This is a genomic window from Niveibacterium umoris, assembly GCF_014197015.1.
Classification (GTDB): Bacteria; Pseudomonadota; Gammaproteobacteria; order Burkholderiales; family Rhodocyclaceae; genus Niveibacterium; species Niveibacterium umoris.
The window spans coordinates 1,359,003-1,374,382 of record NZ_JACIET010000002.1 but is presented as its reverse complement, the minus strand read 5'-3'; the positions used below and the strand labels follow the sequence as shown (position 1 = coordinate 1,374,382).

The following is a 15,380-nucleotide window of genomic DNA, read 5'->3' as shown; positions in this document are numbered from 1 at the left end:
GCCCTAATGGGCCTCGTCCCAGTTGGCGCCGGCGCCGACTTCGACCAGCAGCGGGACCTTCAACCGTGCAGCGCCGCTCATCAGTTCGGCGAGTTTCGGCTTGACCACATCGAGCTCACCCTGCGGCACTTCGAGCACCAGTTCGTCGTGCACTTGAAGCAATAGCTTCGACTGCAGCGTGCTGCCCTGCAGCCAGTCATACACCCGGCGCATCGCGATCTTGACGATATCCGCGGCAGTGCCTTGCATAGGCGCGTTGATCGCCGCGCGTTCGGCACCCTGACGGCGGCCGACCTGCGCGGCGCGGATCTCGGGCAGCATCAGGCGGCGGCCAAACACCGTTTCGACATAGCCGTGCTCGCGCGCGAACCGGCGGGTTTCTTCCATGTAGCGCGCGACACCGGGGTAGCGCGCGAAGTAGCGGTCGATGTAGGCCTGCGCGGCGCTGCGTTCCAGATCCAGCGCCTTGGCCAGCCCGTGCGCACTCATGCCGTAGATGAGGCCAAAGTTGATCGCCTTCGCGTAACGACGCTGCTCGCTGGTGACCTCGGACGCCTGCAGGCCGAAGACCTCGGCTGCGGTGGCGCGGTGCACATCCAGCCCTTGCGCAAAGGCTTCGAGCAGGCCGGCGTCGTCCGACAGGTGCGCCATGATGCGCAGTTCGATCTGCGAGTAGTCGGCCGACACGATGACGTTACCCGGCGCGGCGATGAACGCAGCACGGATACGCCGCCCCTCTTCGGTACGCACCGGGATGTTCTGCAGATTGGGCTCGGAGCTCGACAGTCGGCCGGTGACCGCGCCAGCCTGCGAGAAGCTGGTGTGCACGCGGCCAGTGTCCGGGTTCACCGAACGCGGCAGCTTGTCGGTGTAAGTGCTCTTGAGCTTGGCCATGCCGCGGTATTCGAGCAGCAGTTTCGGCAGCGGGTAATCGAGCGCCAGCTGCTGCAGCACTTCTTCGTCGGTCGAAGGCTGGCCGCCGGGCGTCTTCTTCAGCACCGGCAGCTGCTCGCGCTCGAACAGGATCTCCTGGATCTGCTTGGGGCTGTTCAGATTGAAGGGCTGCTTGGCAAGCGCATGGGCCTCGGCCTCGAGTTCAAGCATGCGGCGGCCAAGCATGTCGGACTGTTTGAGGAGCAGCTCGCGGTCGATCAGCACACCGTTGCGTTCCATCGCCCACAACACTTCCAGCGCCGGCAGTTCGACCTCACGGTAGAGCGTGTCGAGCTGCGCTTCGGCCTTCACCCGGTGGTCGAGCACATGGTGCACCCGCAACGTGGCATCCGCGTCCTCCGCTGCGTACTCCGTCGCGCGGCCGATCTCGACTTCCTGGAAGCCGATCTGGTTGGCGCCCTTGCCGCACACGTCGGTGTAACTCAGCGTGTCGAGCATGCCGGCATGGCGCTTGGCGAGCTGGTCGAGGTCGTGTCCCTTGTCGCTCTCGACGACAAAGGATTCGAGCAGCGTGTCGTGCGCGACGCCCCGCAACCGGATGCCGTGATTGGCCAGCACGTGCATGTCGTACTTGAGGTTCTGGCCGACCTTGCGGTGCGCGTCGGATTCAAACCAGCCACGCAGCTTGTCGAGCACCAGCCCGAGCGGAAGCTGTTCCGGCGCGTCCGGATAGCGATGCCCGAGCGGCAGGTAAGCGGCTTCTCCCTCGGTCACGCAGAAGCTCATGCCGACGAGGCGCGCCAGCATCGGGTCGAGGTTGTCGGTTTCGGTATCGAAGGCGGTCAGCTCCGCCGCGGTGATCTTCGCCAGCCAGGCATCGAAGCTGGCCCAATCGCGCAGGGTGACATAGCCCTTGCGGTGCGCGCCGGGTTCGCCCAGCAGCGAGGCTTGCGTCGGCGTTTCAGGCGCCGCAGCTGCCGGCGCGGCATCGCCCGCAACCGTGCTGTCTGCCGCGCCGCCGCCCATCGCCGCGCGCGTTTCCTTCAGCCAGGTGCGGAACTGCAAGCGCTCGAACCACTCGGCCAGCGTCTCCTGCTGACTTGCGCCGTAGTGCAGCTCGTCCAGCGTGACCGGCAGCTCGCAGTCGGTCTCGATCGTGACCAGCTTGCGACCCAGCGGCAGGAAGTCGAGATGCGCACGCAGCTTGTCTCCGACCACGCCGCCGATCTTCCATTCTTCCTTCTTGCCCTTCTGTTCCTTCTGCTGCGCGGCCGCGACCACACCATCCAGCGACTCGAATTCGGTCAGCCATTTCACGGCCGTCTTCGGCCCGCACTTCTCGACGCCCGGCACGTTGTCCACCGCGTCGCCGACCAGCGCGAGGTAGTCGATGATGCGCGTCGGCGGTACGCCGAATTTCGCCAGCACACCGGCCTCGTCGAGCACCTCATTGCTCATCGTATTGACCAGTTTTACGCGCGGCGTCACGAGCTGCGCCATGTCCTTGTCGCCGGTCGAGATCACCACGTCGTAGCCGGCCGCTTCGCCGCGCCGCGCCAGCGTGCCGATCACGTCATCGGCCTCGATGCCTTCGACCATCACGATCGGCCAGCCCATCGCCTGGATGCAGGCGTGGATCGGTTCGATCTGCAGGCGCAGGTCATCCGGCATCGGCGGGCGATGCGCCTTGTAGTCGGGATAGAGGTCTTCGCGGAAGGTCTTGCCCTTGGCGTCGAAGACACAGGCGAGGCGGTCCGCCTTGTAGTCACCCAGTAGCCGGCGTAGCATGTTCAGCACCCCGAACACCGCGCCAGTAGGCTCTCCGCGGGCATTCCGCATGTCGGGCATGGCATGGAATGCGCGGTACAGATACGAGGATCCGTCGACCAGCAAGAGCGTCGGCATGGGTCATCCACCGGTGAGCGCGACAGGCGCGGTTCCGGCATCGGCACCGGAACGATCCTGCAACGAAAGACAAGAATGAGCGCGAAAGAAAAACTCCCGCCCCTGACAACCGCCACGCCGGGCATGCACCACCAGATGGCGCGGGAGGCATGGCGGATCTTCGGAATTATGTCAGAGTTCGTCGAGGCAACTGAGCGCCTCGCACCGATCCGCCCGGCCGTGAGTATCTTCGGCAGCGCCCGCACGAAACCGGACGACCCGTACTACCAGAAGGCGGAAACCATCGCGCGCCTGCTCTCCGACTCCGGTTTCGCGGTGATCTCGGGGGGCGGCCCCGGCATCATGGAAGCGGCGAACAAGGGGGCCTTCTTCGGCAAGTCGCCTTCGGTGGGCCTGAACATCCAGTTGCCGATGGAGCAGCACGGCAACCCGTACCAGGATGTATCGCAGACCTTTCACCACTTCTTCGCGCGCAAGTACATGTTCGTCAAATGCGCCAGTGCTTATGTGGTGATGCCCGGCGGTTTCGGCACCCTGGACGAGCTGATGGAGGCGCTGACGCTGATCCAGACGCGCAAGAGCCGGCGGATTCCGGTGATCCTGGTGCACTCGCCCTTCTGGGGCGGGCTGATCGACTGGTTCCGCGACCGCCTTGTTGCCGAGAAGATGGTGAACCCTGAAGACCTCGACCTGATCCAGGTGATCGACTCGCCGGAAGAGGTGGTCGAGGCCATTTTCAAACATTACGAGCATCGCGGTTTCGAACCCCTGCCGGGCGAACACGAGCTGATGCTGAACCTGTGAGACCCGACACCATGCTTAAGCACCTGCATCGTTTCCTGCTGATCGCCTTGCTGGTTTCCGGCAGCGCGATGGCCGAGGACGCAAAACCCAAGCTGGAACCCATCCCCGAACCGCCACCGCCCCCGACCGGCGCGGTGAAGGCGGACGAGGCGCCGGAAGTCACGACCAAGCAACGCGAGGGCGAGAAGATCGAGGAGTACCGCCTGCGCGGCAAGCTCTACATGATCAAGGTCACGCCGGCGGTCGGCAAACCCTACTACCTGGTCGACCAGAAGGGCGACGGCGTGTTCTCTCGCGCCGACGAAGACGGGCGCGGCATGGCCGTGCCGATGTGGCTGATCATGAGCTGGTAGACCCTTGCACGGCAGTCGGCGGCACCTTCACTTGTGCCGCCATCGGCCAACCCACCGATTCCGATGTCCGTATTCACCCCAGTTACCCCTGAACAGATGCGCGAATGGCTGGTCGGCTATGCCGTCGGCCGCCTGACCGAGTTGCGCGGCATCGAAGCCGGCGTTCAGAACAGCAACTTCTTCGTCACCACCACGCTCGGCCGTTACGTGCTGACGCTGTTCGAGAGCGTGCCGCGCGCCGAACTGCCCTACTACCTGCACCTGATGGCGCATCTGGCGCGACACGGCCTGCCGGTGCCGGCGCCGATCGCGACGCGCGACAACGATTACCTCGGCACCCTCGCAGGCCGCCCCGCGGTGATGGTGGCGCGACTTGCAGGGCGTTCGGTGGAGACGCCCACGGTTGCGCAATGCGAACGGCTCGGTGCGATGCTGGCCGGGCTGCATCTGGCCGGCATGTCCTACGGCCGGCGTCAGGAAAATCCGCGCGGCCCGGCGTGGCGCGAAACGACCGCCGCGACAGTACTGCCGCACCTGGATGCGGACGATCGCGCCTTGCTCGAAGCCGAGCTGCATGTACAGCGCGCCCTCGACGCGGTCGATCTGCCGCAGGGCACGATCCACGCCGACCTGTTCCGCGACAACGTGCTGTGGGATGGCGAACATGTCGGTGGCGTGATCGATTTCTACTTCGCGTGCACCGACGCCTTGCTGCTCGATGTCGCCGTCACGCTCAACGACTGGTGCGGCGGGCCGGATGGCGCGCTCGATCCGCAGCGCGCCAATGCCTTCCTGCTCGCCTACCACGCCGACCGCCCCTTCACCCGCGCCGAACGCGAAGCCTGGCCGACGATGCTGCGTCGCGCCGCACTACGCTTCTGGCTGTCGCGGCTGGAAGACTTCCACCGCCCGCGCGAAGGCGAAATGGTGCTGGTGAAGAACCCGGCCGAGTTCCGCGCCATCCTGCGTGCCCGCATCGCCCGCCCCGACGCCACGCAACTGCCCTGAGCGCCAAAGCAACGGGAAGGCGCCCGCATTTGGTAGCATCGGGCCCTTCCCCTGCACTGTTGATCGAAACCCATGCACGCCCACCACATCCCCGTCCCTGCCAGCGTCCCGCCCAGCCGCGCGCTGAACTGGCTGAGAGAGGGCTGGCGGCTCTTCATGGCGCACCCGGCAAGCTGGGCAGTGATGGGGGCTGCGGCCTTCGTCGTGATCGCCATTGCGGTGTGGCTGCCCTTCATCGGCCGCGTGCTGGCAATGGTGGTGCTGCAGATACTCGCCGGCGGCATGGTCGCGGCGGCGCGCCACTCGGACGAGACCGGCACACTGAAGATCAACGAACTGTGGGATGGCCTGCGTCGCCACGCCGCCAACCTTGCCATGATCGGCGTGCTGCAGGGCATCGCGCTGACCGCAACCGGCATCCTCGCGATGATCACCAGCCTGCTGCTGGGCATGATCCTCGACGTTACCGGGCTCGCCCATTTCGACTGGATCACCTTCGTCGTGAGCTGGCTGGTCGACCTTTTCGTCTCCTTCGTCGTTGTGATGGCCATGCTGCTCGCGCTGTGGTTCGCCCCGGCGCTCGTCATGCTCAACCGCGCCTCGCCCTTCGACGCAATGCGGCTGTCCTTCCGCGCGGCCGTGCATAACCCGGGCGCCAGCGCGGTGGTCGGGCTGTGCCTGGTGATCGGCATACCGCTGGTGATCACGATGACCTTCGGCTTCGGCATCGTGGTCGTGATCCCGCTTGTCGCCACGACGATCTACGCCTCGTGGCGCGACGTGATCGGCGCCAGCCCGGCGACGGTGGTCTGAGATGCAGGCGCTCAAGCTGCCGCCCGCGCGCGGCTGGATCTGGGTGAAGGAAGGCTTTGCGCTTTACCGCCGCAACCCCTTCGCGCTCGCCGCCAACCTCATGCTGATGATGCTTCTCATCATGCTGATGCTCGCTGGCGCGACCGCGCTGGTGGGCGGCGACGAGAAGTCGCCCGAGACAATGGAAAAGGTCGCGCTGCTCGCGCAGTGCGCCCTCTCGCTGCTGGCGCCGCCATTGCTGGTCGGGCTCTACGAGGTCTGCCACCGTATTCACGAGGGGCAGATGGTGATGCCTGCGGCCGTGCTCGGCGGCTTCTCGCGCAACATCGGCCGCCTGATGCAGCTCAGTGGGCTGATGCTCGCCTATTCACTGGCGGTCTTCGCGCTGGAACAGCTCACGCAGAGCCCCGTCGTGTCGGTGGTGCTGTCGATGCCGCTGCTGATGGCCAACTGGTTCTCGCCGCTGCTGACCGGGCGCCTCGGCACGCCACCGCTCAAGTCCGCCTTCTTCAGCATGATCGCGGTGTATCGCAACCTCGGCGCCGTGGCGGTGTTCTGCCTCAGCAGCCTGGTCGTGTTCGTGTTGCTGCCCAGTCTCGCGGCGGGTCTGCTCACCGCCATCGCACCGGCCTTCGGGGCCGCCATCATCTCGGTGCTGGCGCTTGCGCTGCTGCCGGCGCTGTTCTCGGCCTTCTACGCCAGCACCCGGGACATCTTCCCGGCGCTCTGGGATGCCCCCGCAGACTGAACTGACGCCGCTCGGCATCCTCGGCGGCACCTTCGACCCGATCCACTTCGGCCATCTGCGACTGGCCGAAGAGGCACACGCACAACTGGGCCTTGCCAGAGTTCGCCTGATTCCGGCCGGGCGCCCGGCGCATCGTGGTGCACCGGGCGCTGGCGCGGCACACCGGCTTGCGATGACGCGGCTCGCCGCAGCCGCCAATCCGCATCTGGAAGTCGATGCCGCAGAAGTGCTCAGCGATGCACCGAGCTACACCGTGCCGACGCTCGAACGCCTGCGCAGCGAACTCGGTGCCGCGCGCCCGCTGGTGCTGCTGCTCGGTGCCGACGCCTTCGCCGGGCTGCCCAGCTGGCACCGCTGGGAAACCCTGTTCGCGCTCGCCCACATCGCAGTCGCGACACGGCCCGGGCACTCGTTCGAGCCGGAAGCGCTGGCGCCCGAACTGGCCGAACACTGCCGGCGGCGCGCAGGCGAGGTTGCGCAACTCGCCGAAGCGCCCGGCGGCCTGATCCTGCGTTTCCCGATCACGCCGCTCGACATTTCCGCCACCGCCATCCGTGCGCAGTGCGCCTGCCATGAAAGCCCGCGCTACCTTTTGCCGGATGGGGTTGTCGACTATATTGCCCAGCATCGCCTCTACGCAGGCGATGCCAACTGAACCGGAGGAAGAACCAACCTGATGAACATCTCGACACTTGAAAAGCTGGTCGTGGACGCCCTCGAAGACATCAAGGGCAAGGATATCGAAGTCATCAACACCACCCGTCTCACCTCCATGTTCGATCGCATCGTGATCGCCAGTGGAGATTCCAACCGCCAGACCAAGGCGCTCGCCCGCCATGTGCAGGACAAGGTGCGCGAAGCCGGCGGCGAAGTCATCAGCATCGAAGGCGAACAGACCGGCGAATGGGTGCTGGTCGATCTGGGCGACATCGTCGTGCATGTCATGCAACCGGCGGTGCGCAGCTACTACAACCTGGAAGAAATCTGGTCGACGACACCGGCGCGGCACCGCCCCCACGCCGAACTGCGCGCTGCGGCGGGCTGATGCGCCTGTTGATCGTGGCCGTCGGCCACCGCATGCCGGGCTGGGTCGATGAAGCCTTTGGCGATTTCGCCAAGCGCATGCCGCGCGAATGTGCGATCGAACTGGTCGAAGTGAAGGCCGAGCCGCGCTCAGGCGGCAAGAGCGCCGAACAGATGATGGCGCTGGAAGCCGAGCGCATCCGCGCCGCCTTGCCGCCACGGGCGCGCCTGGTGATTCTCGACGAACGCGGCGACGACCTCACCACGAAGTCGCTCGCCCAGCGCCTGGAACGCTGGCTCGGCGAAGGCGACGATGTCGCGCTGGTAATCGGCGGGCCGGACGGCCTCGACCCCTCGCTCAAGCAGGCCGCGCAGGAAAAGATCCGCCTCTCGTCACTCACGCTGCCGCACGCGATGGTGCGCGTCTTGCTGGCAGAGGCGCTGTACCGCGCCTGGAGCGTAACCAAGAACCACCCCTACCATCGCGAGTAAGACGGCAAGTGGCCAGCCGCCGGACCAAGCCTTGAGGAGCGTGTCAGATGCACCAGGGATCCTGCCATTGCGGCGCCGTCCGATTGACCTTGCCGAGCACGCCGGAGGTGGCAACGCAGTGCAATTGCTCGCTGTGCCGGCGCATCGGCGGGCCCTGGGTCTACTTCGCGTTTGGCACGGTCAGGATCGAGGGCCACCCGGAATCGACCACCGAATACATTCAGGGCGACCGGACACTGCGCACCATCCGTTGCCGAACCTGTGGCTGCGTCACACACTGGGAGCCGCTGGTGCCGCAACCCGGCGACCGGCATGGTGTGCATCTGGGCAATTTCGATCCCGCCCTCATCGCTTCGGTACGCGTGCGCAAGTTCGACGGCGCGGACAGCGGGAAATTCTTCGATGAACTGGAAGCGCAACCCGGCTCGACCAACAATGACGCCTGAGCACCAAGGTCTCTGCACGTTTGGGCGAACGGCGAGCCCGGTTTCGTTCGGGCGGTGCGGCCTCGCATCGTCCCGCCCCCTCTGACGCAAACGATCTCACCATGCTGCCACCCCGCATCTACCTCGCTTCCCGTAGCCCGCGTCGCCGCGAACTGCTGCATCAGATCGGCGTGGCCTTCGACACCCTGCTGTTCCGGGCGCCGCCGCGCGAAGACCCGGACGTCTGCGAAGACGTGCTGCCGGGCGAACACCCCGACGACTACGTCGTGCGGGTGGCACGCGCCAAGGCCGCCGGTGGCTGGAACCGGCTGGCCATGCGCAGCCTGGTGCCGCACCCGGTGCTGTCGGCGGATACCACGATCGACGTTGATGGCGAGATCATCGGCAAACCGGCGGACGAGGCGGACGCCGTCGCGATCCTGCAGCGCCTGTCCGGGCGCAGCCACCGCGTACTGACCGCCATCGCGATGGCCGATGGCACCCGCATCGAGCACCGGCTGTCGGTCAGCGAGGTGCGGTTCGGCGCGCTCAGCGACGAGGAAATCCGGCGCTACGTCGCCAGCGGCGAACCGATGGACAAGGCCGGCGCCTACGGCATTCAGGGTCGCGCTGCCGCCTTCGTGGCCGAGATCCGTGGCTCCTACACCGGCATCGTTGGCCTGCCGCTGCACGAAACCGCGCAACTGCTGCGGGTTTTCGGCTACCCGGCCTAGCCTGATGCGCGTTCGGCAGTCGCACCGGGCAGCGACGGCGCGGCGCCGGCAGACGGAGCCCCCTGCGCGCCGAACAGCTGCACGTCGTTGCGGCTCGCCTTCTTCACCGCATACATCGCGGCATCGGCACGTCGCATCACTTCCTCGGGTCCGCACAGGGTCTCGCTGACCACCGTCAGGCCGATGCTGGCGCCGACATGCGCGATCGCGCCAGTTTCGAGCGAAATGGGTTCCAGCACCGCTTGCCGAACCTTGTGCAGGATGGTGAGCGCTGCGGCCTCGTCGATCACGCCGTCGAGCAGGACGACAAATTCGTCGCCTCCGAGCCGCGCCACCGTGTCGGTGCGGCGCACCAGCCCTTCGAGCCGCTTCGCCACCACCCGCAAGACGTGGTCGCCCGCATCATGCCCGTGGGTGTCGTTGACCTGCTTGAACCAGTCGAGGTCGATCATCGCCAGCGAGAATCCATGCCGGCGGTCGCGGGCATGCTCCGAGACCAGATCAGCAAGGCGACGATTGAAGCCCAGCCGGTTCAGCACGCCTGTCAGGCTGTCGGTGACCGCGAGTTCCCGCGCGGCCTCCTCGGCCCGCTTGCGATCGGAGATGTCATTCGCCAGCCCCTGCAGCGTACCGCCGCCAGACGGCGTGAGCACAAGCTGGATCCAGCGTTGCAGGCCGCTCTCATCGCTGATTTCAAGGTCTTCTGAAACGGAACGTTCGCGCTCCCCGCAGCGTTGCCGCATGGCCGAAATCTGCGTCGCAAGGGGCGGAAGGAGATCCTCCAGACTGGGGTGCTCGTCGTGATGCAAAGGCCCGCCCAGCACCCGCACACAGGCCGGGTTCCATGACTGCATGCGCCCTTCGGCGTCGAGCGTGAAGAGCCCCGTCTCCGCATTCTCGAAAATCATCCGCAGCCGCTGCTCGTCGCGCTCGCGCTGCTCTCTCAAGCCCCGCTCGATCGCGGCTGCGCGAGTCAGGCTCTCGATCATCCCGTTGGTGTCTGCCACCAACTGCCCGATTTCGTCGTCGTCGTGCCCCTTGGGGACGACGATGACGCCGTCCTTGCCGCGTGAGATACCGTGAAGGGCGCCCGAGATCCTCTGAATCGGGCGGGTCACGAACAGCGCAACGCCCGCCATGGCGGCGAGCGCCACGATTGCGCCCTGCATGGCCATGAACGCCAGCGTCTGGCCGGTGGCCTCGTACACGCGGGCACGCAACATCTGCTCGCTGGTCTCGACCCGGATCTCGCACACGGTCTCGGCCTGGAAAAACGGCGAACGCACTGCGCGCACGACGCTCTTCGACACCGGCGGCCGGGTACCCACCGTCGCCATGACATGTCCGTTGGCCAGAATCGATGCCGACGAGATTGTCCCGCCACGCAGGATGCCGGAGAGCGCCTGCCTGGCGAGCTCGCTGTCGTTGACGAAGCAGGCGGAACTGACCGTATCCTCGATGGCATCAAGCAGGCGCTGCACCTCGCCGCCCGCCTCTTCAGCCTCCAGCTTCAGCACATACGGCATGCTCGCCGCCGCCACCAGCAGTCCGGCGAAAACACCGATCAGAAGCACGATCAGTCCGGATCTGAGGCTCAGACTACGGCGTGTGAGGCGTGGCAGCACCCGGATCCCCCAGTTCGTAAACAATGTGCACCCGTGCATCCACCGCTCGGCGATGGACGTAGCCCACGGCGCCAACACGGCTCGCGACGACGTCGAGCACCTGTGCCTCACTGCCCACCTGCATCGGCGGCGAAGCCTGCCCCGAGAAGGTGAGCCGCGACCAGTAGGCACGAATCTCGGCCAGGTCGCGCCCGACGAGCCGCTCGTAGAACTGCTGCTTCTGAGGTCCGGCCTCCTGCGCCAGATCGACCGGCGTTGCGGCAATCCCCGACGGCAGCTGTCGAAAACGCCCCATGTAGAGGTTGATCACGTCTTCCCTGCGCAGCCGCTCGATGCCTGCGGCGGGATTCGAAATCACGACCAGATCCCCCGCCCACGCCTCGCCCGCGAACAACAGCGTCAGAAGTAGTGAGCGGAATCGCGTCATGGCGTCAGAACACAAAATCCAGCGCGACCGACCCGACGGTCATCGTGAACGGCTGGCCCGACTTGCCCGGTTCGAACCACGGCACCAGCGCGTAGTCCCCGCGGATCCGCTCGATCTGCAGCTTCAGATCCATGCCCGCGGCGAAGTCCCAGCGTGCACCGAGCATCATCGATCGACAGTTGGTCAGGCCGCTGGTCAGCAGTGCACGGGCGGCGGCGTCGATCGGCGCGAGCGCCGGGTCGGGCGGCAAGCCGGTTGTGATATCCAGCGATGTCGAGCGCGACAAGCTCGCCCCCGCATACGGGGTGATCCGACCGAACCGGTAGCCCGCCTCAACAAAACTCGCGTAGTAGGAATGCAGCGACTCGGCTGAGCTGTCGAGGTAACTGACGGCGCCGGAAACACTGACCCGCCCGGCCGAGTACGTCGCCGCCAGCGACCAGTAGTCCAGTCGCGCCCCTTCCAGCGCCAGACGTGCAGCCAGCTGATCGCCTTCGGGCATGTTCAGGCCGCGGAGCGCCTCGAACAGGCCGGGGTAAGGCAACTCATGCTTCGAATGCACATGCGTGTAGCCCAAGCGCAGTTGCCATGTTTCGTCGAGGTAGCTCAATGCCAGTCCGGCCAGCGGCGAGCCCTCCAGCTCCAGCGCGTTGCCGTCGTTGTCGGTGGGCAGCTTGCCGCGCGCCACTCCGCCATACACCTTGAGGCGCACGACGCCGTCAGCAAGCGGTCGGTTGAAGCTCGCGTCGGCACCATCGAAGTAGTTGAGCGTCACCCCGCCGTAGTAATTGGGCTGGGGGCGCACCGCGAGGTAGGAGTACCCGACGTTGGCCGAGTCCGCGAGCAGAAAGACGTCGAAGCCCAGGCGACCCAGCCTGAGGTCCACCCCGGCGTCGGTGCGATAGCGACCGAACGCCCAGGTCAGCTCGGGGCGCCAGCTGGCGTCATACCGGTAGCGCGACAAGGCCTGGGCGACAAACTCGACGTTGTCGGCCGGGGCATAGTTGACCTGCACCCCGACGCGGCTATCAACCGCTGCAGAGGTGGCGTCGTTGGTGCCGGTGCCGGGCTGGGACAGATCCCGCCGCACATGCACATCCGGCGAACTGCCATGCGCGAGGCCGAGCGTGCCGAACGCGCCGAGGCCCCACGGGCCGGGCAGCATCCCCTCGGCATGCGCCGGCGATGCGACGACACAAGCTGCGACCAGCCCCCCCACAATGCATCGGTGCACGGCACCTCCCGGATCAGCCTCTGGGAGTGGTAACGGCTGGCTCCGATGCGACTTGAGGGACCCGCACGCCCGCTTCACGCGGGCGGCCGCGGGTCAAACCGTGACGCCCGCCGCGTAGCCGCTGGCCCAGGCCCACTGGAAGTTGTAGCCGCCGAGCCAACCGGTCACATCCATCACCTCGCCGACAAAGTAGAGCCCCGGCACCGCCTTGGCCATCATCGTCTTCTGGTCGAGTGCGCGGGTATCTACGCCCCCTGCGGTCACCTCGGCCTTGCGATAGCCCTCCGACCCAGCCGGCTTGATCTGCCAGGCATTGAGTTGCTGACCGAGCGCACGCAGCGCCTTGTCGGCACAGTCGGCGAGCGGCCTGCCGCTGAGTCCCGCGGCCTCGGCCCAACGTTCGGCAAGCCGGCGCGGCAGCCACTGCGCCAAGGCGTTCTGCACCTGCTGGCGGTTACCGGCCTTGCCGCTCACCAGCGCCTCGGCGACATCCGTGCCGGGGGCCAGGTCCAGTTCGATCGATCGCCCCGGCTGCCAGAAGGACGAGATCTGCAGGATCGCCGGACCGGAGAGGCCGCGGTGCGTGAATAGCAGGTCTTCGCGGAAGCGCGGCCGCGCCTTGCCTTCGCCGAAGGCGACATCGACTTCCAGCGACACGCCGGAAAGTTCGGCGAACGGCGCCCACTCCTCGGCGGTGAAGGTCAGCGGTACCAGCGCCGGGCGGGTCGGCACCAGCGGCAAGTCGAACTGGCGTGCGATGCGGTAGCCCAGATCGGTCGCGCCGATCTTCGGGATCGACAGCCCGCCAGTGGCGATCACCAGCGCGCCCGCCCGGATCAAGCCCGCGTCGGTCGCAAGCAGGAAGCCTTCGCCCTCGCGCGTGATCTCGGCCACCGCACAGGGCCGCCGCCAGGCGACGTTGCCGGCGGCACATTCGGCGACCAGCACATCGATGATGTCCTGCGCGCTGTCGTCGCAGAACAGTTGGCCCTTGTGCTTTTCATGCCAGCGCACGCCATGGCGTTCGATCAGGTCGAGGAAGTCACGCGGCGTGTAGCGCGAGAGGGCCGAACGGCAGAAGTGCGGGTTGTCCGACAGGTAGTTGGCCGGTCCGGCCCCCAGATTGGTGAAGTTGCAGCGACCGCCGCCGGAGATGCGGACCTTCTCGGCCAGGTGCGCGGCGTGATCGATCAGCACCACGCGCCGGCCGCGTTGCCCGGCAACGGCCGCCGCCATCATGCCGGCCGCGCCCGCGCCGATCACCGCCACATCGAACTGTTCCGCCATGCCGAACTCCAAGAAGAGCGCGTGATCTTACCGGGCAGTTTGGGAGACGGGCGGTTAGAATGCGGCAGCAACCCGGATTCGCACCGCCGGTGTGCGATGCGGGAGCACCTCTGAAAAGGGATGCTCCCGCATCACACTTCGAGCTTCATCATGAGCGAATCCTTCCTCATCAATTTCACGCCGCAGGAAACCCGGGTTGCAATGTTGCAGAACGGGGTCGTACAGGAACTGCATATCGAGCGCGAACATTCGCGCGGCTTTGTCGGCAATGTGTACCTCGGGCGCGTGGTGCGCGTGCTGCCGGGCATGCAGTCGGCCTTCATCGACATCGGGCTGGAGCGCACCGCCTTCCTGCATGTCGCCGACATCTGGTTCGACCGCCATGCCGGCGAGGTGCAGCGTCCGATCGAGAAAATCCTGCACGAGGGTCAGAACCTCGTCGTCCAGGTGCTCAAGGACCCGATCGGCACCAAGGGGGCACGGCTCTCGACGCAGATCAGCATCGCCGGCCGTCTGCTGGTTTACCTGCCGCAGGAAAAGCACATCGGCATCTCGCAGCGGATCGAGAGCGAGGAAGGCCGCCTCGCGCTGCGCGAGCGTCTGCACCAGCTGGTGCCGGCGGACGAGAACGGCGGCTTCATCGTGCGCACCATGGCCGAACGCGCCAGCGATGCGGAGCTCGGTGCCGACATCGCCTATCTGCGCAAGATCTGGCGCGAGATCCAGTCACGCTCGGTCGGCGCCCATCCGCCGCTGGCGCTGTACCACGATCTGAACCTGGCGCAGCGGGTGCTGCGTGACCTGGTGTCGCCCGAGACCGAGAAGATCGTCATCGACTCGCGCGAGAACTACCAGAAGCTAAATGCCTTCGCGACGGAATACATGCCGCAAGTGGCATCGCTGCTCGACCACTACAGCGGCGAACGCACCCTGTTCGACCTGCACGGCGTCGAAGACGAGATCCAGAAGGCGCTGTCGCGGCGGGTCGACCTGAAAAGCGGCGGCTACCTGATCATCGACCAGACCGAAGCGCTCACCACGATCGACGTGAACACCGGCGGCTTCGTCGGCGCACGCACCTTCGACGACACGGTATTCAAGACCAACCTCGAAGCGGCGCTGGCGATCGCACGCCAGCTGCGCCTGCGCAACCTCGGCGGCATCATCCTGCTCGATTTCATCGACATGGAAAGCGACGAGCACCGCAGCACCGTGCTGGCCGAGCTGAACAAGGCGCTGGCGCGCGACCACACCAAAGTATCGGTCGGTGGTTTCACTTCGCTCGGCCTGGTCGAGATGACCCGCAAGCGCACACGCGAATCGCTCGCCCACATCCTGTGCGAACCCTGCCCCACCTGCAGCGGCCGCGGCGAAATCAAGACCTCGCGCACGGTGGCCTACGAAATCCTGCGCGAGCTGGTGCGCGAGGCGCGTCAGTTCAACGCCAAGGAATACCGCGTGCTGGCGGCGCCGTCGGTAATCGACCTCTTCCTCGACGAGGAATCGCAGTCGCTGGCGATGCTGTCGGACTTCATCGGCAAGCCGATCTCGCTGCAAGCCGAGACCAGTTACAACCCCGAGCAGTTCGACATCGTGCTGCTGTGAGCT

At 66.3% G+C, this 15,380-nt stretch carries 16 protein-coding genes; 11 read left to right on the top strand and 5 right to left on the bottom strand.

The features are described from left to right. Positions 1 to 3: 3 nt before the first annotated feature. Entirely contained in the window at positions 4 to 2,799 is a 2,796-nt protein-coding gene (polA, locus tag GGR36_RS18330; RefSeq protein ID WP_183636261.1) for a DNA polymerase I, read from the bottom strand. Positions 2,800 to 2,874: 75 nt separating this feature from the next. On the opposite strand from polA, the gene GGR36_RS18325 reads away from it, so the two are divergent. The 10 genes from GGR36_RS18325 to GGR36_RS18280 all read left to right on the top strand — a co-directional run bounded on the left by GGR36_RS18325 (position 2,875) and on the right by GGR36_RS18280 (position 9,199). Then, positions 2,875 to 3,603: an LOG family protein gene (locus GGR36_RS18325; RefSeq protein WP_183636260.1), complete on the top strand. Its 729-nt coding sequence runs from the start codon at positions 2,875 to 2,877 to the stop codon at positions 3,601 to 3,603. An 11-nt stretch (positions 3,604 to 3,614) separates the two neighbouring features. Next, positions 3,615 to 3,956, top strand: coding sequence for a DUF2782 domain-containing protein (locus GGR36_RS18320; protein WP_183636257.1), 342 nt, complete (start codon positions 3,615 to 3,617; stop codon positions 3,954 to 3,956). A gap of 63 nt (positions 3,957 to 4,019) precedes the next feature. After that, on the top strand, positions 4,020 to 4,964 hold the full coding sequence (locus GGR36_RS18315; protein ID WP_183636255.1) for a homoserine kinase: 945 nt from the start codon (positions 4,020 to 4,022) through the stop codon (positions 4,962 to 4,964). Between the two features lie 72 nt (positions 4,965 to 5,036). Continuing rightward, positions 5,037 to 5,777: a BPSS1780 family membrane protein gene (locus GGR36_RS18310; protein ID WP_183636253.1), complete on the top strand. Its 741-nt coding sequence runs from the start codon at positions 5,037 to 5,039 to the stop codon at positions 5,775 to 5,777. 1 nt (position 5,778) lies between these two features. Further along, positions 5,779 to 6,525, top strand: coding sequence for a hypothetical protein (locus GGR36_RS18305; protein WP_183636251.1), 747 nt, complete (start codon positions 5,779 to 5,781; stop codon positions 6,523 to 6,525). Beyond that, positions 6,509 to 7,180: a nicotinate-nucleotide adenylyltransferase gene (gene nadD, locus GGR36_RS18300; protein WP_183636249.1), complete on the top strand. Its 672-nt coding sequence runs from the start codon at positions 6,509 to 6,511 to the stop codon at positions 7,178 to 7,180. Before GGR36_RS18305 ends, nadD begins: the two co-directional genes overlap by 17 nt. A gap of 21 nt (positions 7,181 to 7,201) precedes the next feature. Next, entirely contained in the window at positions 7,202 to 7,570 is a 369-nt protein-coding gene (rsfS, locus tag GGR36_RS18295; protein ID WP_183636247.1) for a ribosome silencing factor, read from the top strand. Further along, complete coding sequence (gene rlmH, locus GGR36_RS18290; RefSeq protein WP_183636244.1) at positions 7,570 to 8,040, top strand: 23S rRNA (pseudouridine(1915)-N(3))-methyltransferase RlmH; 471 nt, start codon at positions 7,570 to 7,572, stop codon at positions 8,038 to 8,040. Before rsfS ends, rlmH begins: the two co-directional genes overlap by 1 nt. A gap of 47 nt (positions 8,041 to 8,087) precedes the next feature. Continuing rightward, a complete protein-coding gene (locus GGR36_RS18285) occupies positions 8,088 to 8,486 on the top strand; it encodes a GFA family protein (RefSeq protein ID WP_183636242.1) in 399 nt (132 codons plus the stop codon). 101 nt (positions 8,487 to 8,587) lie between these two features. Next, positions 8,588 to 9,199, top strand: coding sequence for a Maf family protein (locus GGR36_RS18280; protein ID WP_183636240.1), 612 nt, complete (start codon positions 8,588 to 8,590; stop codon positions 9,197 to 9,199). On the opposite strand, the gene GGR36_RS18275 is transcribed toward GGR36_RS18280, so the two are convergent. From GGR36_RS18275 to GGR36_RS18260, 4 genes are all read right to left on the bottom strand, one after another. Further along, positions 9,196 to 10,773: a diguanylate cyclase gene (locus GGR36_RS18275; protein ID WP_183636238.1), complete on the bottom strand. Its 1,578-nt coding sequence runs from the start codon at positions 10,771 to 10,773 to the stop codon at positions 9,196 to 9,198. The genes GGR36_RS18280 and GGR36_RS18275 overlap by 4 nt on opposite strands. 25 nt (positions 10,774 to 10,798) lie before the next feature. Beyond that, positions 10,799 to 11,251 carry a hypothetical protein gene (locus GGR36_RS18270; protein ID WP_183636236.1) on the bottom strand — a complete coding sequence of 151 codons (453 nt, stop codon included), beginning with the start codon at positions 11,249 to 11,251 and terminating at the stop codon, positions 10,799 to 10,801. A 4-nt stretch (positions 11,252 to 11,255) separates the two neighbouring features. After that, positions 11,256 to 12,485: a hypothetical protein gene (locus GGR36_RS18265; RefSeq protein WP_183636235.1), complete on the bottom strand. Its 1,230-nt coding sequence runs from the start codon at positions 12,483 to 12,485 to the stop codon at positions 11,256 to 11,258. 93 nt (positions 12,486 to 12,578) lie between these two features. Continuing rightward, the gene (locus GGR36_RS18260) at positions 12,579 to 13,772 is read right to left on the bottom strand and encodes a BaiN/RdsA family NAD(P)/FAD-dependent oxidoreductase (RefSeq protein WP_183636233.1); all 1,194 of its coding nucleotides are present in this window, start codon (positions 13,770 to 13,772) and stop codon (positions 12,579 to 12,581) included. 150 nt (positions 13,773 to 13,922) lie between these two features. On the opposite strand from GGR36_RS18260, the gene rng reads away from it, so the two are divergent. Beyond that, positions 13,923 to 15,377, top strand: a complete 1,455-nt coding sequence (gene rng / locus GGR36_RS18255) for a ribonuclease G (protein ID WP_183636232.1) — start codon at positions 13,923 to 13,925, stop codon at positions 15,375 to 15,377. Positions 15,378 to 15,380 lie beyond the last annotated feature (3 nt).